This window comes from Inquilinus sp. YAF38 (assembly GCF_052113205.1).
Taxonomy (GTDB): domain Bacteria; phylum Pseudomonadota; class Alphaproteobacteria; order DSM-16000; family Inquilinaceae; genus Inquilinus.
This window is the reverse complement of the sequence record NZ_JBFRCU010000034.1, coordinates 17,391-37,561: the sequence shown is the minus strand read 5'-3', so window position 1 is coordinate 37,561 and position 20,171 is coordinate 17,391. Positions and strand designations below refer to the sequence as shown.

Below are 20,171 nucleotides of genomic sequence, written 5' to 3'. Positions count from 1 at the left end.
GCGACAAGCCGCCGGCCGACGCCTATCGTGGAGCAGCAGCCGCTCGGGCCGGGGCCCGCCACTTTTGTGGCCGATCGGTCCTTGAATGGCCGCTTTTGGTCATAGAATTGGCTTGGCGTCTTCGACTGGGAGATCGGGCATGGCTATTTTCTCGGGAAGCTCCGGCGACGATGTCATCTTCGGCACGGCCGGCGACGACGTCATTCACGGTCTCGGCGGCGATGACGGGCTCCACGGCCTCGGCGGTGCCGATGCGATCTATGGCGAGGACGGCAACGACACGCTCTGGGGCGGAGCCGGGGCCGATCTTCTGGTCGGCGGCGCCGGCTTCGACACGGTCAGCTACTTTGGCAGCGCGGCAGGCGTGACCGCCACCATCGGCGGCGCCGGATCCGGCGGCGACGCCCAAGGGGACCTGATCTCCGGCGATGTCGAGGACCTCGTGGGCTCGGCCCTCGCCGACACGCTGACCGGCTCGGCTGGCGCGAATGACCTTTCCGGCGGCGACGGCAACGACATCCTTGCCGGGCTCGACGGCAACGACCGACTGTTCGACGCCGGGGGTGACGACACGCTCGATGGCGGCGCCGGCACCGACTGGCTGGTCGGCGGCGATGGGGTCGATACCCTCCGGGGTGGCACGGGCGACGACATCCAATATGGTGGTGCCGGCGAGGATCGGCTGGAAGGCGGCGCCGGCGCCGATCAGCTGTTCGGCGGCGTCCAGGGCTCCACGGCGCCCTACGACCTGTCGACCGAGGACGGAGCCCATGACGAGCTGCTGGGCGGCGACGGCAATGACACGATCCAGGCCGGCATCCTGGACTCGGTCGATGGCGGGACTGGCATCGACAGGCTGGTCATCGACTATCGCGAGGGCGGCCAGAACGTCACCGCGGCGCTGGTCGGCACCAGCGTCTCCATCGGCCTGCTCGGGATCTCGGCGATCAATGTCGAGACCTTGAGCTATTACGGCGGTTCCGGCGCCGAGACCATCACGGGCGGGGCCGGGAATGACGACCTTGCCGGCGGTGCCGGCAGCGACATCCTGAACGGAGGCGCCGGCGACGACGTGCTGTCGCCCGGCGACCGGCTGTTCGTCGGCGGCGACAACATCGCCCCGGCTGCGGCGGTGGCCGCCGGGCCGGTGGTGGACCACATCGACGGCGGCGCCGGCATCGACCGGATCTCGGTCGATGACAGCGGCGAGACCGCGGCGATGACCCTGACCTTCAGCGGCACCTCCGCCACCGGCAGCGACGGCATGACCGCGATCAATGTCGAGAGCCTCGAATATTTCGGCGGCTCGGGCGGCGACACCGTCACGGGCAGCGCCGGCACCGACCTCATCAACGGCAATGGCGGCAACGATGTGCTCCGCGGCGGCGCTGGGGCAGACTACCTGAACGGCGGCGACGGCACCGACACGGCCAGCTACTACATCAGCGCGGTCGGGGTCTCGGCCAGCCTCGCGATCGGCGGTCCCAACACCGGCGGCGACGCCGAGGGCGACGACCTGCAGGGCATCGAGACCCTGTCGGGGAGCCAGGGCAGCGACAGCCTCACCGGCAATGGCGGGGCCAATGGGCTGCAGGGCTGGAACGGCGACGATGTGCTCACCGGGGCGGGCGGCAAGGACACGCTGGCCGGAGGCGCCGGGGCGGACCGCTTCGTCTATGCCGGCGCGGCCGACAGCCCGGTCGGGGCCAATGCCGACCGGATCACCGACTTCAGCCACGTCCAGGCCGACAAGATCGATCTGTCGGCGATCGACGCCAACACCGGCGCCGCCGGCGACCAGGCCTTCAGCTTCATCGGCACAAGCCTCTATACCGGCGTCGCCGGCCAGCTGCGCTACGCCTCCGACGGCGCCGTCACCACCATCGCCGGCGATCTCAACGGCGACGGCGTCTCCGATTTCCACATCCAGCTGACCGGCGCCATCGGCTTGGTCGCCGCCGACTTCGTGCTGTGAAATCGAGGCGGCGCCAGGCGCGGCAAACCGCCGCCCGGCGCCGCGTTCCTTGGTTTCCGCCGCCGTGATCAGGGCGGCGGGCCGCGCCCGAACTTGCGTTTTCCGGGCCGAAACCTGCGCGCTCAACGAAACTGTTCGAGCGTTAATCGTCTCGACTTGTACAAATAAGTCTGGACCTATCTCCGGAATGAGATATCTATTTCGAATCCATTCACAGGAGAGATTAGATGGGTGCGGACGTCGCCGATGATTTGAAGCCGACAGATGAGTTGCGGAAGCACACCGTTCAGATCGTGGCTGCTCATGTCTCGCACAACAGTGTCGCCCCGAACGACCTGCCGGCGCTGATCGAGCAGGTCTATGGCGCGCTGACCGGACTGGGCAAGCCTTCGACGCCGGTGCAGAGCCGGCCGGAACCGGCGGTGCCGATCCGCAAATCGGTGACGCCCGACTACATCGTCTGCCTCGAGGACGGCAAGAAGCTGAAGATGCTGAAGCGGCATCTTCAGGCGGCCTACAACATGAGCCCGGACGAGTATCGCGAGCGCTGGGGACTGGCGGCCGATTATCCGATGGTCGCGCCGAACTACGCCAAGCAGCGCAGCACGCTGGCCAAGAGCATCGGCCTCGGCACCCGCCGCRCGGTCGAGCCGCCGGCGCCGCCGCCGGCACCGGCGAAGCGGGGCCGCAAGGCAGCGGCCAAGTAAGACCAAGCCGGGCCGGCAGGGAACCGCCGGCCGGCCTCGGCGCTTTCTCCGGCAGGGGAAATCGTCGCGGAGACGGCCGATGGCAGCCCGCAGCTTCTGGTCCGGCTATCTCAAGCTCAGCCTGGTGACCTGTCCGGTGGAGATGACGCCGGCGGTCACCCAGGCGGAGCGGGTGCGCTTCCACACGCTGAACGAGGCGACCGGCAACCGCGTCGTCAGCCAGTATGTCGACAGCGTCTCCGGCAAGCCGGTGGCCGATGACGACCAGATGCGCGGCTATCCGGTCGGCGAGGACGACTATGTCGTCCTGACCGATGACGAGTTCTCCGCTGTGGCCCTGGAGACCACCCGGACGCTCGATATCGACCGCTTCGTCCCGCGCGCCGAGGTCGGCCTGGTGTGGCGCGACCGGCCGCATTACCTGTCGCCGAGCGAGCCGGTCGGCGAGGAGGCGTTCAGCGTCATCCGCGAGGCGATGGTTGCGACCGGGATGGTCGGGCTGTCGAAGCTGGTGCTGTATCGCCGCGAGCGGCCGGTCATGATCGAGCCGCGCGGCAAGGGCATGATCGTCTGGACCCTGCGCCAGGCCGACGAGGTTCGGGACGAAAAGGACATCTTCGGCGGCATCAAGCCGGCCGCGCCCCCGAAAGATGCCATGAAGCTGGCCCTGTCGGTGATCAAGGAGCGGACGGTCGACTGGAGCGCGGACCTGCTCGGCGACCGGGTCCAGGCCTCGCTGCGGAAGATCATCGCCCGCAAGAAGAAGGGCAAGACCGTCGAAGCGCCGAAGCCGAAGGCCGAGGAGGAGACCGGCAAGGTCATCGACCTGATGGCCGCCCTGCGCAAGAGCCTGGAGTCCGACAAGCGGAAGCGATGAGGGGCGGGATCGTTTCAGAGTGACCTCCGCCTTTCCGGAATAGATTTTCCCCATCTCCTTGCGGGAGGGGGGCCGCAGCCCGGACCGGCGGGCCCGCGCTTGGTCCAGCCTTCCTTCAGCCATCGGCGCGCGGACGCGCGCAGACCCCTCCCCCAACCCCCTCCCGCAAGGGGAGGGGGAGACTGGAAGGCTGGGCAGGCTGGTGATCGGCAAACATGGCGGGTGACGCAGCGCTCAGCTGCTGTCCGGTTTCGGCGGCTCCGGCACAGGCCGGCCGGCGCCGGACTCATCCGGCTCGACAGACCAATCCTTCGCAGGCTCGCAATCGGCGAGGCCTTCGGCGGCCTCCGACTCTGCGACGTCATCCATACCCTGGGGCGTCCGGATCGGGCGTGGCGGGCGGCCGATCTTGCGGCACACCGCCTGCAGGAACTCCTCCGGCGACAGCGTGTCGATCTGCACGTCCAGGATCTCGTCCTCGACCAGCCTCTCCCGCACCAGCTTCCGCACGCGCTCGACGTCGTCGGCGTCGTCGGGCCGCGTCACCGCCTGGACCACCGCCTCCGCGGCCTGCTCCCGGCGCTGCCGCCGGCGCTCCTGCTCGCCCGATGCTTTGCGCTTTTCCCGGCGCATCAGATAGTCGGTGCGGATCCGCTCGGTCATCGCCAGCGACAGCCGCACCGACCGGGACAGCCGCGACTGCGTCAGCCCGAAATCCGGTGTGTCCGGCCCCGCGGGCGTCCTGTCCTGCTGCCGCTCGATCATCCGCTTGGTGCGCAGGTCGGACTGGACCAGCTCGCGCAACGCATCCAGCGCCCATCCCGTCCAATGCATGTCGGCATCGGTCGGCTTGATCTCGTCGGAGTCGGATTGCGCCATGTCCATGGAACACAGCATGAACATGGACGGCCGGTAATACTACAGCGATCGCATTTTTGGTGGTGAATCAGCGGGTTGCCTCTCCCGCCTGGCGGGTCCTTTTCAGAATGGCAATCCATCCCTTGCCGTCATTCCCGCGAAAGCGGGAATCTCTTTCCAGTCCGAAGCGTTACGAGATCCCCGCTTTCGCGGGGATGACGGATCGGGGGTTCTTAAACGGTCTTGCAAGTGAGAGAGGAAATGCGTCGGTTCTTTCCGATGATCAGCTCGCCTTCCGGCGCGTGGTGCTGGCGGTGGGGGCCTTGCTCTTCGTCTTGCTCCTGGCGGCGGTCTTGGACTTCGCCGCGGGTTTGGATTTCGCCGCAGTCTTGCGGCCGGATTTCGCGGCGACCCCCGCACTCTCGCGCAGGGCCGCCATCAGGTCGATCACCTGGCCGCGCTTCGGCGCCGGCGGAGCCTTGATCGTCTCGCCGCGCTGCTTGGCCCGGATCAGCTCCATCAGCGCCGTCTCGTAGCGATCCTCGAACCTGTCCGGCTCGAACCTGCCCTTCTTCTGGCCGATGATGTGCTTGGCCAGGTCCAGCATCTCGCCGGCGATCTTGACGTTCGGGATGTCGTCGAAGGCCTGGGCCTCGTCGCGCATCTCGTATTCGAAATGCAGCAGATTGGCCAGGAAGCCTGGGCCCTCCGGGCACAGCATCACCACCCGGTCGCGCCGGAACAGCACGGTGCGGCCGATGCCGACCGCCCCGGCCTTCTCGCAGGCCGCCCGGATCACGGCGAAGGCCTCGGCCCCCACAGCATCGGTCGGCGCCAGGTAGTAGGGCCGGTCGATGGCGACGCGGTCGACCTGGTCGCGCGGCACGAAGGCCTCGATCTCGATGGTCTTGGTGCTGTCCGGGATCGCCGCCTCGATCTCCTCCTCGGTCAGCACGACATAGCGGTCGGTGTCGACCTCGTAGCCCTTGACCTGCTGGTCGCGCTCCACCGGCTTGCCGGTGCCGGAATCGACGAACAGCCGCCGCAGCCGGTGGCCGCTGCGCCGGTTGACCATGTTGAAGTGGATCTCGTCGCCCTCGCCGACAGCGGTGTACAGCCCCACCGGGCAGGACAGGAAGCCCAGCTTCAGTGTGCCTTTCCAGGTTGCGCGCGACGCCATCTCGTCCTCGGCAGCGAATCGATCCCGGAAGGAACGGCCGGGCGTCGCGTCAGGTTCCTGAATCGCATGTTCGTCCGCAAGGCGTCGCCAATGCCGCTGTTCCCGACCTGGCCCGATTTGCTGCTGCGGATCGCGCTCGCCACCCTGGCCGGCGCGATCATCGGCTGGAACCGCAGCACCCATGGCCGCCCGGCGGGGCTGCGCACCCATCTGCTGGTCTGCCTCGCCGCCGCCTTCTCGCTGGTGCTGGCCAACCTGCTGCTGTTCACCACCGGCAAGACCAGCGAGTCCTTCGTCCAGATGGATGTGATGCGCCTGCCGCTCGGCATCCTGTCCGGCATCGGCTTCATCGGCGGCGGCGCGATCCTGCATCGCGGCGACCTGGTGCTGGGCGTGACCACGGCGGCGACGCTGTGGTTCGTCACGGTGATGGGGCTGTGCTTCGGCGCCGGCGAGCTGATCCTGGGCGGCATCGCCTTCGCCATCGGCCTGGTGGTGCTGTGGGGGCTGAAGCGGCTGGAGGACCGGGTGCAGCAGGAGCGCAAGGCCAGCCTGAGCCTGACCGTGGATCTCGACCGCTTCGATCCCGCCGGGATCGAAGCCGCGTTGGCGGCGGCGGGCTTCCGCATTGCCGCCACTTCGATCACCCATCGGCCGGACACGCGGTCCAGGACGATGGGCTACGAGTTGCGCTGGATGGGATATCCGCACGACAGCAGGGTGCCGCCGGCGGTCGAGGAGCTGTTCGCGGCGTCCGGCGTGCAGGAGGCCAGCTGGTCCGCCCAATAGAGACCATTTGTAAATGCTACTGGCGCGGCCGTCTGACGGCGGGCTCGAAGCTTCCGGTGCTCACGGACTCAAACGTCCGCTGCGCGCCGGTTCTCGAAATCACCGCCAGCCGACTCTCGCCAGCGCATTTCCAAATGGCCTCTAAGGTCTTCCGGAACTGCCGGTTCGCGCGCATCGTTCCAGAAGCAGCGGAACTGTCAGGCGAAAGCGATGGCCAAGGACAGCCTGTCGACCTACCGGCGCAAGCGCGATTTCGAGAAGACCGCCGAGCCGAGCGACGCGACCGGCGTCGCGTCGTCGGACCGGTTGCGCTTCGTGATCCAGAAGCACGCGGCGACCCGGCTGCACTACGACCTGCGGCTGGAGCTGGACGGTGTGTTCAAATCCTGGGCGGTGACCAAGGGGCCGTCGCTCGACCCGCATGACAAGCGCCTGGCGGTGGAGGTCGAGGACCATCCGCTGGCCTATGGCGATTTCGAAGGCACGATTCCCAAAGGGCAATATGGCGGCGGCTCGGTCCAGCTGTGGGACCGCGGCTTCTGGCAGCCGGAGGGGCGCATGTCGCCGCAGCAGCAGCTGGCCAAGGGCGAGCTGAAGTTCTCGCTGGACGGCGACCGGCTGCACGGCAGCTGGGTGCTGGTGCGGCTGAAGCGGGACCGCACCCGTGGCAAGYGCACCAACTGGCTGCTGATCAAGCATCGCGACGAGCATGCGGTCGAGGCCGACGGCGATGCGGTCCTGGCCGAGGACCGGTCGGTCGCCTCCGGCCGCGCCATGGCCGAGATCGCGGCCGGCCGGGGCCGCGGTCCGAAGCCCTTCATGCTGGGCGGCCGGAAGACGGTGCGGGCGGATGCGGTGTGGGACTCCGCCGCCAAGCCGGAAGCGGCAGCGGCCAAGACACTGGCGCCGCGCCGCCGCAAGGCGAAGGCCGCCGCCTCGGCGATGCCGGATTTCATCCCGCCGGAGCTCTGCATCTCGGTCGACCGGCCGCCCGGCGGCGCCGGCTGGGGCCATGAGATCAAGTTCGACGGCTATCGCCTGCAGCTGCGGATCGAAGACGGCACGGCGACGCTGAAGACCCGCAAGGGCCTCGACTGGACCCATCGCTTCCAGGCTATCGCCGATGCGGCGAAGGGCTGGCCCGACGGCATCGTCGATGGCGAGGCGGTGGCGCTGGACGAGCACGGCCATCCCGACTTCGCGGCGCTGCAGGTGGCGCTGTCGGAGGGGAACAGCCGCGACCTGATCTTCTTCGCCTTCGACCTGCTGGTCGAGGGCGACCAGGACTGGCGGCCGGAACCGCTGTCGCAGCGCAAGGCGCGGCTGCGCGAGCTGCTGGAGGCGCAGGGCTGCGACGCCACCTCGACCATCCGCTATGTCGACCATTTCGAGGAGGCGGGCGACGCGGTGCTGCGCTCCGCCTGCAGCCTGAAGCTCGAAGGCATCATCTCGAAACGGCTCGACGCCGCCTATCAGTCCGGCCGCGGCGACCGCTGGACCAAGGCCAAGTGCCGCGGTGGCGAAGAGGTCGTGATCGGCGGCTGGTCGACCACCGGCAACCGGTTCCGCTCGCTGCTGGTCGGCGTCCATCGCGGCGACCACCTGGTCCATATCGGCCGGGTCGGCACCGGCTACGGCGCCGCCAAGGTGGAGCGGCTGCTGCCGCGGCTGAAGGCGGTCGAGGCGGATAAATCGCCCTTCACCGGCCCCGGCGCGCCGCGCAAGGAGCGTGGCGTGCACTGGGTGCGGCCGGAGCTGGTGGCCGAGATCGAATTCGCCGGCTGGACCGGCTCCGGCATGGTCCGCCAGGCCTCGTTCAAGGGGCTGCGCGAGGACAAGCCGGCCAAGGAGGTCGAGGCCGAGGCCCCGGCGCCGGCGGCCAAGACCAAGCTCGCGGAGCCGACCCCGGCCCAGCCGGCGGAGCCGGCCTCGGCCCAGGCCCCGGCGAAGCCTTCGCGGCCCCACGGCCTGTCCAAGGCGACGGTCATGGGCGTGTCCCTGTCCCATGCCGACAAGGCGCTGTGGCCGGATGCGGGCGACGGCGAGCCGGTGACCAAACACGATCTGGCGCTGTATCTGGAGGCGGTCGGCCCCTGGATGCTGCCGCACATCAAGGGCCGGCCTTGCTCGGTCCTGCGCGCGCCGGACGGGATCGGCGGCCAGATCTTCTTCCAGCGCCATGCCATGCCCGGCACGTCCAGCCTGATCTCGCTGGTCAAGGTGGCGGGCGACCGCAAGCCCTACATCCAGATCGACCGGATCGAAGGGCTGGCGGCGGTGGCGCAGTCGGGCGGGCTGGAGCTGCACCCCTGGAATTGCTGGCCCGGCGTCCCCGACCGGCCGGGGCGGCTGGTGTTCGACCTCGACCCCGGCCCCGGCCTCGGCTTCGATGCGGTGATCGACGCGGCGCGCGAGCTGAAGGACCGGCTGGAGGCGGTCGGCCTCGTCCCCTTCTGCAAGACCACCGGCGGCAAGGGGCTGCATGTGGTGACGCCGCTGGCCGCTTCGCGCGCCGGCGGGCCGAACTGGGCGACGGCCAAGGGCTTCGCCAAGGAGATCTGCGTGCGCATGGCCGGCGACGCGCCGGACCGCTACCTCGTCAACATGGCCAAGGCCAAGCGCCAGGGCCGCATCTTCCTCGACTATCTGCGCAATGACCGGATGTCGACCGCGGTGGCGCCGCTGTCGCCGCGGGCCCGGCCGGGGGCAACGGTGTCGATGCCGCTGACCTGGGACCAGGTGCGCAAGGGGCTCGATCCGAAGCGCTATACCCTGCGCACCGCGCCCGGCCTGCTGGCGAAAGGCTCCGCCTGGGACGGCTATGACGACGCCGCCCGGCCGCTCGCCGACGCGATCCGGCAACTGGAGCGACGCAAGGCGGCGGCCTGAGCTCTGGTGGGGCTCACTAGATTTCGGTGGAGGTCTGCCGGCATGCCCTAGCGTTGAAATCAGAATCCATGATTTTCGCGGCGAGGTGTGAATCATGCGGGGTTGCTAAATCTGGCGGATGATCCTAGTGTGGAGACTGAAGTCTTTCATTCAAGTAAAGGATGTATAAAATCTATGATTTTTGAGGCGCTAATTATTAGATAATGATATAAGTTCTAATCTTTGCTATAGGCATGAAGATCAGAAGAATTATTGATTGCGCTGCAGCATGAACGATGCCAGAAAAGATCTGTGGCCTGCGGCCGACGAACCCTATCGCAAGGCGTTCAGCCTGCGGGGCGAATGGCGCTTCGGCGCCATTGTGCCTGATCTGGGACCCAAACCCGGGGAAGGCGGTCGCGACTATCGGCTGATGCCGGCTTGTCCGGACGGCTGCTGGCGGCCGCGCACCTCAGTGAAGGGGGATCAGATGGAATCGAGCGACCACCGGCGTCCCAGAGCGAGACCCGACGCCCCGTAGCGCCGATATCCGAGCGTTCCAGCGATGACAGCCACCGCCTGCCGGCCGTGCCGGCGGGTTCGGGCCCGTCATGCCGCGATTCCGGAAGAGGCCCTTCCGGAGTCGCGGAAAGCTGGTCGCGCCACCCTCCCCCTTTCAACGGTTTCTCGGAGGGGACAGTGGATAAGCACCATAAGGACATGATCTCGGCGCTGAAGCTTGCGCCGGGCGATGAGGTTCTGGTTCCAGACTATCTGTTCGAAACCTTGACGAAGGATCTCGCCAACGCCCGGATCATCCCGTACAGCGCGGCGGCGCAGCTGAAATCGCCGGTTCCCGATCGCGCGATCGTGCATAAGGGGCTGATGCCCCGCCTGCCGCGGCAGAGCCTGCAGGCGCTGGTGATCCATGGCGATATCGTGCACGCCAACGAGGTCTTCGTGGTGTTCGCCCGGCATGGCGGCGGCACCAAGCCGTCGGTGCTGGACGTCGCCCGGCGCCGCCACAGCCAGCCGGTGCTGGACTACGTCAAGCGCGACATCCGCGTGCGGCCGTCGTCTGTCGAGAAGCGGGCGGCGGACCGGCGGGCGGTGGTGGTCTCGGCCTTCGGCGTCGGCAATGTCGGCGACGACGCGGTCAGCTTCGGCGCCCGCGAGGTGCTATACCGCAACGGCTTCGACCAGGTCGAGCTGGTCGGCCCCAACCCCGACTACTCGGTGATCGACGGCGCCGACCTGGTCGTGGTCGGCGGCGGCGGGCTGCTCTACGACAGCAGCTTCAGCAACGTCTCGAACTACACCGCGCCGATCCGCTACGCCTATGAGCGCGGCATCCCCTCCGCCGTGCTCGGCGTCGGCGCCCAGGGCATCCGCACCACGCTCGGCGCCGCCGCCTACAAGGACGCGCTGTCCCTGGCGCGGCTGGTCACGGTGCGCGAGCACAGCGACGCCAAGACCCTGACCGAGACGGTGGGGCTGAAGAACGTCCACACCACCGGCGATCTGGCCTTGCTGCTGGCCGACGGGCCGCGGCCGGTGCCGGTCCGGCGCGACCCGAACCTCGCCGTGCTGTCGCTCAGCCACAGCCTGGAAAGCTGGCTGGCCAAGCGCGACAGCACGATCGACGCCTATCTCGACGAGACGATCGATTCCCTCGGCAAGGGCTACACCACCGTGGTCGGCGTCGTGCATTCGGTCGATGACGAGGCGATCTACGAGCGGTTGCGGCAGCGGCGCGAGATCCATGTGGTCAAGGCGGCCGAGTTCGACGTCTCGGCGATCATGGACCTGTACGCCTCGGCCGGCCTGGCCGTGAGCTCCCGGTTTCACGGGCTGCTGTTCTCGGTGATGGGGCGGACGCCGCTGGTCCAGGTCTGCGGCCCGACCAGCAAGAGCGGCCGGGCGCTGGCCGAGCGCTTCCCGTCGCTGACCCGCGCCGCGATCCTGCTCGACCACGCCAACCGCAACCTGCGGATCGGCGACGCGATCGAGTTCGTCCAGCCGGTCGGCGAGGCGGAGCGGTCGGCGGCGATCGCGGGCGCGCGGGACAATGTCGAGCAGTTCGCGGCCGCCTTCGACCGCAAGCCGGCCGTCGCGGTCGAGGCCATCGCGATCGATCCGCCGCCAGCGGCCAGGGCGCCGGAGCCTGCGGCAACGGCCGTGGCCGAGGAACCGTCGAAGAACCAGGAGATCGTGCTGCCGGACCATGTCGTGGTGACCACGGCCGATGCCATCCAGCTGGCCGTGCCGGTCGGCGGCGCCGAGGCCGAGCTGCAGGAGATCGAGGCCCGGCGCTGGCGCAACAGCACGCTGGCCTGCGCCGCCAAGGTGCTGAAGCCGGGCGACAAGGTGGTCGATCTCGACCCCGGCTTCCTCTACTTCGCCTCGGCCTTTGGCTCCCTGGTCTCCAAGGCCGGGTCGGTGTCGGTGGCCTATGAGAAGAGCAAGGGCGAGCCGATCCTGAAGCAGTACCGCGCCCTCAACGGCAAGGGCGGCGGGGCGGCGATCAAGCTGTGCGATACGGCCGATGCGAAGCAGCTGTCCAAGGCCTGCGACGACGCGAGCCTGGTGCGGCTGCGCCTGTCGGGCCAGCCGGCCCGCGACCGGGCCGACTGCATCCGGGCGATCCGCTCGCGCTCGCCGCATGTCATCGTCGAGGCGGCCGACCTGCCGGCGGTGCGCAACGCGATCGAGAGCTTCCTGGGGTCGGAGATCGCCCGCGAGGGCCGGCGGATCTTCACCTTCGGCGAATCCGACCTGGTCGAGCGGCCGATCTACGAGATCGCCCAGCTCGACGAGACCACCCTGCTGCTCCAGCTCGAAGAGGCACGCCATGGATAAGGAAGCCGTCGTCGTCAGCTTCTACGGCGGGAAGCAGTATTATTATGACTCCGCTTACCACCTGGCCGAGGACTGCAAGAAGCTCGACATCGAATATGATTTCGAGGAGGTCAAGCTCGGGCCGGACGCCAACTGGGCCGACATCTGCCGCTACAAGGTCAACTACTACTCCCGCAAGCTGGAGGAGCATAAGCGGCCGATCATCTGGGTCGACATCGACACCCGCATCATCAAGCGGCCGGACCCGTTCCTGCGCAGCGAGAGCGACTTCGCCGCCTTCCTGCGGAACTTCAAGTACTTCCGGGAATACGACCCGTTCATCTTCGCGCGGACGTTCCATCCCGGGTTCCTGTTCTTCAACTACACGGCGCCAACCCGGCGGTTGCTGGAGCAACTGGTGGAGCTGGAGAAGGGCAGCAAGGAGCGCGGCACCGACGACTACTTCTTCGAGGAGGCCTGGCGGGCGCATTCCGAGCAGCTGCAGGTCACGCTGCTGCCGCCGAAGCGGATCGCCTGGGGCGACAAGCTGGGGGCCGCGGATGCCTGGTTCTCGTTCGGCGACAGCGGCAATGTCCGCGACTTCGTCAAGGAGGTGGCGCAGCACGACGCGCCGATCCTGGAGCCGTCGCGCCAGTATCGGGTGTTGAAGGCGATCTCGGAGCAGGAGCTGAAGGCCGGCAAGCTGCAGAACGCCGCGGTCTATCTGAAGAAGATGACCGATCTCGACCCGTCGCAGGACGACCCGCTGAACACCCTGGCCCGGCTGGCCCGCCGGCAGGAGGGCGAGCAGGCGGCGCTGGCGCTGTACGAGGGCCGGGTCGGCCAGCTGCGGCAGGAGGGCGAGTACAGCGACCGCCTGTCGGCGCTGCTGCAGCGCGTGGTCGATTTCTGCATCGAGTTCCACCTGCCGGAGGAGGGGCTGCGCTACGCCGGCGAGCTGGCGGAGCGCGGCACCGTCAAGGGCAGGGCCTTCGCCCAGGGCCGGATGCTGCGGCTGGGGCTGGAGCAGCGGGCCAAGGCGGCGGAGCTGCCGCTGAAGCAGCGGCCGCTTCTGTGGTGGATGGAGCAGCCCTATCCCGGCAATTTCGGCGACATCCTGAACCCCTACATCGTCGAGAAGCTGACCGGCCGGCCGCCGCGCTGGGTGGCGGCGGGCAGCGGTGCGCTGGTGATCGGCTCGGTGATCAAATTCGCCAAGAAGGGCACGCCGGTCTGGGGCACGGGCAGCCCGCGCCTGACCGACAAGCTGCACCCCCAGGCGGTGTACAAGGCGGTGCGCGGCCCGCTGACCCGGCGCCTGGTGCTCGACAGCGGCGGCAAGTGCCCGCAGGTCTATGGCGACGTCGCCCTGCTGCTGCCGCAGCTGTACCAGCCGAAGGGCGTCAAAAAGCACAAGCTCGGGCTGATCCGCCACTTCACCCATGTGGCGGCGCCGCTGGAGGTGCATCCGGACGTCAAGGTGATCGACATCATGCGCGGCTCCTACGACGGTATCGAGGCGTTCCTCGACGAGATCTCGGAGTGCGAGCACATCATCTCGACCTCGCTGCACGGGCTGATCGTGGCGCAGGCCTACGGCATCCCGGTCGGCTGGGCGGTGATGTCGACCAGCGAGACCCAGATCCCGGGCGGCAACACCAAGTTCGAGGATTATTTCGCCTCGGTCGGGCTGAAGGATGTCGAGCCCTTCGATCTGGCCGGGCTCGGCACGGTCACGCCCGACCATGCCCGGCTGTGCCGGTACATCCCCGAGCGGATGCCGGACCTCGCCGCGCTGCGCGAGGCCTGCCCGTTCCCGCTCGCGGCCTAGGATGGGGGAACCGGCACAGGCGCCGCTGACGGTGGTCCGCCGGCGGCGCGACACGGCCTTCCTGAGCGAGGAGGTGGTGGCGGAGCTGATCCGCCCCCGCCCCTTCGCCAAGGAGCGGGTGATCGCCGAGCGCGCCCGGCTGACGCAGGAGATGGGCCCGCAGGAGCTGTGGGAGGGCTATCGCGACTTCGCCGCGCCCGACGACAGCTTCAAGCGGTCCAGCAACAGCGTCCGCACCAGCCACAAATACGGCCGGGTCTATGTCGAGCTCGTCCGCCGGTTCCGGCCGTGGACGGTGGTCGAGATCGGCACCGCCTTCGGCGTCTCGGGAATGTACTGGCTGGCCGGGCTGGCGGCCAACCGCCGCGGCCGGCTGGTCACCTTCGACCCGAACCGGCAGTGGCAGGAGATCGCCCGCGCCAACCTGGCGGCGATCAGCCCGCGCTTCACCGCGGTGGCCGACACCTTCGAGGCCGGGCTCGAGGCGGCGCAGATCCGCTTCGGCCGGCCGGGCATCGCCTTCATCGACGGCATCCATGTCGGCGAGATCGTCAAGGCGCAGGCCGAGCTGCTGCTGCCGCGCTTGGCCGCCCGCTGGATCCTGGTATTCGACGACATCCGCTTCAACGCCGGCATGTACCGCTGCTTCCGCGAGATCGAGCAGGCGGAGGGGGTAGTGTCGGCGGTGGAGATCGAGACGCGGGTGGGGATCCTGGAGGTGGAGGCGGAGGCAGGCGGTCCGCCGTCCTGATCGATCGAGCGCTTCCGGCTGTGGTCGAGGCGCTGCAGCGATCAAAGGATGGCGGCGTACTGCCTCAGCGCCTTGACCGTTTTCGGCAGCGACTGAGCCTCGAGCGTGGCGAGGTATTCTTCAGCCGTTTTGGGAGGGGCCTTCAGTCGCCGCAAACATCTCTGAGCCGCGATCACGACCGCATGTTCCTGAAGATCGAATTGGAAGCTTATGAAATCATCGGGATGGATTGCCTCCAGATTGAAGCGCGCCAGTTCCGAACTCGGGAAATCCTTTAGGTTGAATGTGACAATCGCGTCAGCGCGAGCGTGAATAGCGGCTGCGACCACATGCCGATCGTCCGCGTCTGGAAGAGTTGCCAGTGGAATCAGGTGCTCATATCCCTCAACGAGACAGTCCGGCGCGTGCTCGTTCATCAGAGCGCATGTGCGCTCCAGTTTTTCACGCGTGAGATCCGGCCGGTCGAGGAGGAGATTTCGCAGCCATTCATCGTGAATGGCAGCGGTCCACTTGGCTCGGAACAGCTCTGCCGTCGCCAACTCCATCAGGAGATCCCGCAAAGGAGCGGGATAGAGGCAGCATGCATCGTAGACGACGGTGAAGCGTGGCAACTCAGTAGCCCAGCCCGAGGTCCTGGGCCTGTGCCGCCAATTCGTCCAGAGCCTTGGCTCGACCGGCCGCAGCCTGCTCCTTATAGGCTCTCAGGTCTCTGAACCGCACCCGCCGGTGCGAGCCAACCCTATGGAACTCGATGTCTCCGGCTTCGAGCAACTTCACCAAGTGTGGCCTGCTGACGTTGAGATAGTCGGCCGCTTCCTGAGTTGTCATTTCGGCATGGATCGGGATCAACGTCACAGCGTTTCCGTGTGACATTTCCGTCAGCAGATGAGTGAGAAACTGCCTCACCGCCTTTGGCAAGGGCAATTCCTGGCCATCGCTCAGATGGACGCGAAACTCCTCCTCGGGTCGCTTGGACGCCAGGATCCGGCTCGATTCAGCGGCCAGCCTGGCATCCTCTTCGGACGGCACGATGGTATCCGGCTTTTCGAGCAGAACGTTCATGAGCGGAGCCTCTGAATACTTTTTTTGATGTCGCGGGATAGCGCACTCCCTCTGGCCGCTTATTCGATGGGCCTTCATGGTTATATAAGTCCGGAAAGGTTAAACGCAATAACCGAAACGGAGTGCGCCACGTTGCCCGCCATGTTGATGCGGCCCAGCGGCTCCGAGATTGGGCTGAGCGGCACAGAGCGAAGCAGGATATGACGGGGAATGCCGCCGGAACATCCGTGTGGCGAAGACGTGCCAGCGTGTTCCCACGCTGTTGCGCGCGGGCCTGCGCATCCCCTGAGAGGGGAAATACCTTAAACCTGTCGATGTCCTGGAGGTCCGGTGGTGGGCGCGACAGGGATTGAACCTGTGACCCCTACGATGTCAACGTAGTGCTCTCCCGCTGAGCTACGCGCCCGGCACCGGGAAGGACGACCGAAGCCGGTCGTCCGCGGGAGCGCCGATGTAGCATCATCGATCGGGGGGTGCAAGCGTCAAACCGATCGCACTCGCCGGCCCCGCCGACAGCCGCCGTCGACAGCCCACGGGCGCTGGGATATGACGGGGGGATGGATGGTCAAGTCGCCTCGCAGTCGCCGGCGTCCGACGCGGTGGCGATCGCCCTGCCGCAGGATCGCCGTCTCCCGGTCGTGGTCGCCTCGCCGCACAGCGGCCGCGATTACCCGCCATCGTTCCTGGCCGCGGCGAAGCTGGACCCGCACACGCTGCGCCGCTCCGAGGACGGCTTCGTCGACGAGATCTTCGGCCGGGTGCCGGAGCGCGGGGTGCCGCTGCTGCGCGCCCTGTTCCCGCGCGCCTTCCTCGATGCCAACCGCGAGGCCTATGAACTCGACCCCGAGATGTTCGACGACGCGCTGCCGGGCTGGGTCAACACCCGCTCGCCGCGGGTCGTGGCCGGGCTTGGCACCATCGCCCGCATCGTCGCCCAGGGGAAGGACATCTACCGCGGCAAGCTGCGCTTCGCCGAGGCGGTGGAGCGGGTCGAGCGTTGCTACACCCCCTATCATGCGGCGCTGCGCCGGCTGGTCGACGAGACCCGTGCCGAATTCGGCCATGTCGTCCTGCTCGACGCCCACTCGATGCCGTCGCAGGGCGCCTCGCGCACCCCCGGCGGCCGCGCCGTCGACGTCGTGCTGGGCGACTGCTACGGCAGCTCCTGCGCCCCGGCGGTGACCGAGGCGGCCGAGCAGTGGCTGACCGGCCGCGGCTATGTCGTCACCCGCAACACGCCGTATGCCGGCGGCTTCACCACCCGCCACTACGGCCGGCCGCGCGCCGGCATCCATGCCCTGCAGATCGAGCTGAATCGCGCCCTGTACATGGACGAGGCGACGCTGGCGCCGACCAAGGGCCTGGCCCGGCTGACCGCCGACATGACCGATTTCGCCGCCGGCCTCGGCGCGCTCGAGCCGGAGGCGCTGTCGAGATAGGGCGGCTGCGGGCGAGGGAGGGGAGATCGCCATGAGCTTGCTGGTCAATATCGACGTGCCCGATCTCGAGGCCGGAGTCGCGTTCTATACCAGCGCCTTCGGCCTCGCGGTCGGGCGCCGCTTCGGCGGCGAGGTGGTCGAGCTGACCGGCTGGCCCGCGCCGCTGTATCTGCTGCGCAAGGCGGCCGGCACGGTCGGCGCCGGCGACAGCCGCCGCGGCTACGCCCGGCACTGGACGCCGGTGCATCTCGACGTGGTGGTGGACGATGTCGCGGCGGCGCTGGCCCGGGCGGTCGCGGCCGGCGCCGTGGCCGAGGGCGAGATCCGCACCGCGGCCTGGGGCCGGCTGGCGCAAGTGGCCGACCCCTTCGGCCACGGCCTGTGCCTGATCGAGTTCCTCAACCGCGGCTATGACGAGATCGCCGACCCGCCTGAGAGCCCGTTTGGGAATGCTACTGGCGAGGCCGTCTGACGGCGGTTTCTGCGCTTCCGGTGCTCACGGACCCAAACGTCCGCTGCGCTCCGGTTCTCGACACCACCGCCAGCCGACTCACGCCAGCGCATTCGCAAACGGGCTCTGAGCCGGCCGGCAACAGAACGGTTCAGCCTTTCTTTACTTTCCTGTAAGGATAGCCCCGCCACCCACATCGAGGGAGAGCGGGACGCGGGATGAGTCTCGAATTCATCAACGTCATATCCACCAAGCGATCCGGCCACCACGCCTTCGTCCGCTGGCTGCGCCAGCACCGGGACAAGCCGGCCGCCTTCGTCAACAACGTCGTGATCGGCGAGCCGATCCGGTCGCATCTCCGCTCCGTCACCGGTCCGGCGGCGCGCGGCAAGGGCGCGCATGGCACCACGATCTTCAACCATGAGGGCGTGACCCGGCTGGGGCTCGATGCGGCTTGGCGGATGCAGCGCGCGGCCGGGGGCCGGACGGTCGACCTCCTGTTCCTGCGCGACCCGCTGAACCTCACCGCCAGCCTGATGCACCGGAAGCGGCTGGCCCGGCTGGACCTGGTGATGATCCTGCGCCAGCTCTTCGCCCAGCGCGACTGGCTGCAGGCCTATGCCGAAGGCGCCGTGCCGGACCTGTCGCTGATCGGCTACAACGCCTGGGTGCTGGATGCGGATTACCGGCAGCGCGTGGCGGACCGGCTGGGGTTGCGGTCGAGCGAGCGCGTCGCCGCGGTCACCCGGCATGGCGGCGGCAGCTCGTTCAAGGACCTCGCCAGCGTCGGCGACGACGAGGCCCGGCGCCTGACCACGCGCTGGCACCGCTATCGCGACGATGCCCTGTTCGGGGTGCTGCTGACCCATCCCCGGCTGCTGCCATGGTTCGAGGCGGCGCTGGCCGGCGAGATCCGGGACAGCTTCGACGCCGATCTCGCCGATCCGGACGGGCTGGCCCATCTCCGGGCGGTCGCCCGTGCCCGGCCCCGGCAGCCCTATGTCGACCGCATGATCGACGCGCTGTCGGAGCGGCAGGACCTGTTCCACCGCATCGAATGCGGCACGTCCTTCGAGAAGAAGCTGGGGATCGCCCGGGCCCATCTGGCGATGCTGGCCGGGGCCGCGGGCCGGCGGACCGGCGCGCGGGCGGGGGCGCCGAGCTAAGAGACCGCTTGGAAATGCTACTGGCGAGGCTGTCTGACGGCGGTTTCTCCGCTTTCGGTGCTCACGGACCCAAACGTCCGCTGCGCGCCGGTTCTCGAAACCACCACCAGCCGACTCACACCAGCGCATTTCGAAACGGCCTCTAAGCCGGCACGCTCTTCTCCGGCCACTCGCACAGATCGGCGACGGGGCAGGCCGGGCATAGCGGCTTGCGCGCCTTGCAGGTGTAGCGGCCGTGCAGGATCAGCCAGTGATGCGCGTGCAGCTTCCAGCGGTCCGGCGTCACCCGCTCCAGCACCTTCTCCACCGCGTCCGGCGTCTTGCCGCGGGCCAGGCCGGTGCGGTTGCCGACCCGGAAGATGTGGGTGTCCACGGCGATGGTCGGCTCGCCGAAGGCCACGTTCAGCACCACATTGGCGGTCTTGCGCCCGACCCCCGGCAGCGCCTCCAGCGCCGCCCGGTCGCGCGGCACCTCGCCGCCATGCTGCAGCAGCAGGATGTTCGAGAGGGCGATGACGTTCTTCGCCTTCGTGTTGTAGAGGCCGATGGTGCGGATGTAGCGCGACAACCCCTCCAGCCCCAGCGCCGCCATCTTCGCCGGCGTGTCGGCCACGGCGAAGAGCGGCCCGGTGGCCTTGTTCACCCCGACATCGGTGGCCTGGGCCGATAGCACCACGGCGACCAGCAGGGTGAAGGGGCTGCTGTATTGCAGCTCGGTCCGCGGCTCCGGCATGCGGGCGGCGAGCCGGGCGTAGAAGGTGTCGATCGCGGCTGGCTTCATGCGCCGCAGCCTAGCGAGGCCTCACGGGCGGCGCCATCGGGCATTGCCATGCGTTCTCCGGGGATTATGCTCATGGGCATGCGCAGCAGCAGCCTCACCCGGATCGGCACCCATGGCGGCGCCGCGGAGGACCCGGTCCTGTTCGAGCGGCTGCTGCGGCCGAAGCGCAGCCTGGGGCCGATCGGCTTCTGGCTGGTGATCGGCGTGGTCGGCGTCACCAGCCTGTTCAACGGCGTCTTGTTCCTGATGCTCGGCGCCTGGCCGGTGTTCGGCTTCTACGGGGTCGACGCCCTGCTGCTGTTCGTCCTGATGCGGTCGAATCTGCGCCGGGCCGGGCGCAGCTGGGAAAGCCTGCGCCTGACCGCCGGCCGGCTGGTGATCGAGCATGGCGACCATCGCGGCGTGTCACATAGGATCGAGCTGCAGCCCTATTGGCTGCGGGTCGATGTCGACCGCAGCGAGGTCGGCCAGAACCGGGTCACCCTGACCAGCCACGGCCAGCGCTTCGCCATCGGCGGCTTCCTGGCGCCGTCCGACCGCGCCCATCTGGCGCGCGACCTGTCGGCGGCGCTCGACCGGCTGCGCGGCGGCGCCTGAT

17 protein-coding genes and 1 tRNA gene are annotated in these 20,171 nt (G+C 68.3%); 12 read left to right on the top strand and 6 right to left on the bottom strand.

The annotated features are described in order from the left end of the window. Positions 1 to 139 precede the first annotated feature (139 nt). The 3 genes from AB4Z01_RS17040 (at position 140) to ku (AB4Z01_RS17030) (ending at position 3,559) form a co-directional block, all read left to right on the top strand. Positions 140 to 1,975 (top strand): calcium-binding protein, encoded by a 1,836-nt coding sequence (locus AB4Z01_RS17040; RefSeq protein ID WP_441695686.1) that lies wholly within the window; start codon positions 140 to 142, stop codon positions 1,973 to 1,975. A 227-nt stretch (positions 1,976 to 2,202) separates the two neighbouring features. Continuing rightward, entirely contained in the window at positions 2,203 to 2,682 is a 480-nt protein-coding gene (locus AB4Z01_RS17035) for a MucR family transcriptional regulator (RefSeq protein ID WP_441695685.1), read from the top strand. A gap of 79 nt (positions 2,683 to 2,761) precedes the next feature. Beyond that, positions 2,762 to 3,559, top strand: a complete 798-nt coding sequence (gene ku, locus AB4Z01_RS17030) for a non-homologous end joining protein Ku (protein ID WP_441695683.1) — start codon at positions 2,762 to 2,764, stop codon at positions 3,557 to 3,559. A gap of 234 nt (positions 3,560 to 3,793) precedes the next feature. Here ku (AB4Z01_RS17030) and AB4Z01_RS17025 read toward each other — a convergent pair whose 3' ends face one another. Both AB4Z01_RS17025 and ku (AB4Z01_RS17020) read right to left on the bottom strand, forming a co-directional pair. Further along, a complete protein-coding gene (locus AB4Z01_RS17025) occupies positions 3,794 to 4,444 on the bottom strand; it encodes a hypothetical protein (RefSeq protein ID WP_441695681.1) in 651 nt (216 codons plus the stop codon). Positions 4,445 to 4,700: 256 nt separating this feature from the next. Beyond that, positions 4,701 to 5,597 (bottom strand): non-homologous end joining protein Ku, encoded by an 897-nt coding sequence (gene ku, locus AB4Z01_RS17020; RefSeq protein WP_441695679.1) that lies wholly within the window; start codon positions 5,595 to 5,597, stop codon positions 4,701 to 4,703. 90 nt (positions 5,598 to 5,687) lie between these two features. On the opposite strand from ku (AB4Z01_RS17020), the gene AB4Z01_RS17015 reads away from it, so the two are divergent. From AB4Z01_RS17015 to AB4Z01_RS16995, 5 genes are all read left to right on the top strand, one after another. After that, complete coding sequence (locus tag AB4Z01_RS17015) at positions 5,688 to 6,386, top strand: MgtC/SapB family protein (protein WP_441695677.1); 699 nt, start codon at positions 5,688 to 5,690, stop codon at positions 6,384 to 6,386. A 210-nt stretch (positions 6,387 to 6,596) separates the two neighbouring features. Continuing rightward, on the top strand, positions 6,597 to 9,275 hold the full coding sequence (gene ligD, locus AB4Z01_RS17010) for a DNA ligase D (RefSeq protein WP_441695676.1): 2,679 nt from the start codon (positions 6,597 to 6,599) through the stop codon (positions 9,273 to 9,275). A 678-nt stretch (positions 9,276 to 9,953) separates the two neighbouring features. Further along, positions 9,954 to 12,113 carry a polysaccharide pyruvyl transferase family protein gene (locus tag AB4Z01_RS17005; RefSeq protein ID WP_441695674.1) on the top strand — a complete coding sequence of 720 codons (2,160 nt, stop codon included), beginning with the start codon at positions 9,954 to 9,956 and terminating at the stop codon, positions 12,111 to 12,113. Beyond that, positions 12,106 to 13,923: a polysaccharide pyruvyl transferase family protein gene (locus AB4Z01_RS17000; RefSeq protein ID WP_441695673.1), complete on the top strand. Its 1,818-nt coding sequence runs from the start codon at positions 12,106 to 12,108 to the stop codon at positions 13,921 to 13,923. Before AB4Z01_RS17005 ends, AB4Z01_RS17000 begins: the two co-directional genes overlap by 8 nt. A gap of 1 nt (position 13,924) precedes the next feature. Next, positions 13,925 to 14,674 carry a class I SAM-dependent methyltransferase gene (locus tag AB4Z01_RS16995; RefSeq protein WP_441695671.1) on the top strand — a complete coding sequence of 250 codons (750 nt, stop codon included), beginning with the start codon at positions 13,925 to 13,927 and terminating at the stop codon, positions 14,672 to 14,674. Positions 14,675 to 14,715: 41 nt separating this feature from the next. Here the strand turns inward: AB4Z01_RS16995 and AB4Z01_RS16990 are convergent, their stop codons facing one another. The 3 genes from AB4Z01_RS16990 to AB4Z01_RS16980 all read right to left on the bottom strand — a co-directional run bounded on the left by AB4Z01_RS16990 (position 14,716) and on the right by AB4Z01_RS16980 (position 16,142). Further along, on the bottom strand, positions 14,716 to 15,285 hold the full coding sequence (locus AB4Z01_RS16990; protein WP_441695669.1) for a PIN domain-containing protein: 570 nt from the start codon (positions 15,283 to 15,285) through the stop codon (positions 14,716 to 14,718). A gap of 1 nt (position 15,286) precedes the next feature. Then, positions 15,287 to 15,736: a helix-turn-helix domain-containing protein gene (locus AB4Z01_RS16985; RefSeq protein ID WP_441695668.1), complete on the bottom strand. Its 450-nt coding sequence runs from the start codon at positions 15,734 to 15,736 to the stop codon at positions 15,287 to 15,289. Between the two features lie 331 nt (positions 15,737 to 16,067). Continuing rightward, a tRNA-Val gene (locus tag AB4Z01_RS16980) sits at positions 16,068 to 16,142 on the bottom strand. 151 nt (positions 16,143 to 16,293) lie between these two features. On the opposite strand from AB4Z01_RS16980, the gene AB4Z01_RS16975 reads away from it, so the two are divergent. From AB4Z01_RS16975 to AB4Z01_RS16965, 3 genes are all read left to right on the top strand, one after another. Next, positions 16,294 to 17,175 (top strand): N-formylglutamate amidohydrolase, encoded by an 882-nt coding sequence (locus tag AB4Z01_RS16975; RefSeq protein WP_441695666.1) that lies wholly within the window; start codon positions 16,294 to 16,296, stop codon positions 17,173 to 17,175. A gap of 31 nt (positions 17,176 to 17,206) precedes the next feature. After that, positions 17,207 to 17,647 (top strand): VOC family protein, encoded by a 441-nt coding sequence (locus AB4Z01_RS16970; RefSeq protein ID WP_441695664.1) that lies wholly within the window; start codon positions 17,207 to 17,209, stop codon positions 17,645 to 17,647. Between the two features lie 197 nt (positions 17,648 to 17,844). Next, the gene (locus tag AB4Z01_RS16965; RefSeq protein ID WP_441695662.1) at positions 17,845 to 18,792 is read left to right on the top strand and encodes a hypothetical protein; all 948 of its coding nucleotides are present in this window, start codon (positions 17,845 to 17,847) and stop codon (positions 18,790 to 18,792) included. 142 nt (positions 18,793 to 18,934) lie between these two features. Here the strand turns inward: AB4Z01_RS16965 and nth are convergent, their stop codons facing one another. Next, positions 18,935 to 19,573: an endonuclease III gene (gene nth / locus AB4Z01_RS16960; RefSeq protein WP_441695661.1), complete on the bottom strand. Its 639-nt coding sequence runs from the start codon at positions 19,571 to 19,573 to the stop codon at positions 18,935 to 18,937. A 72-nt stretch (positions 19,574 to 19,645) separates the two neighbouring features. Here nth and AB4Z01_RS16955 point away from each other — a divergent pair, with 72 nt between their 5' ends. Next, on the top strand, positions 19,646 to 20,170 hold the full coding sequence (locus AB4Z01_RS16955) for a DUF2244 domain-containing protein (RefSeq protein ID WP_441695659.1): 525 nt from the start codon (positions 19,646 to 19,648) through the stop codon (positions 20,168 to 20,170). The last annotated feature ends 1 nt before the right edge of the window (position 20,171 follow it).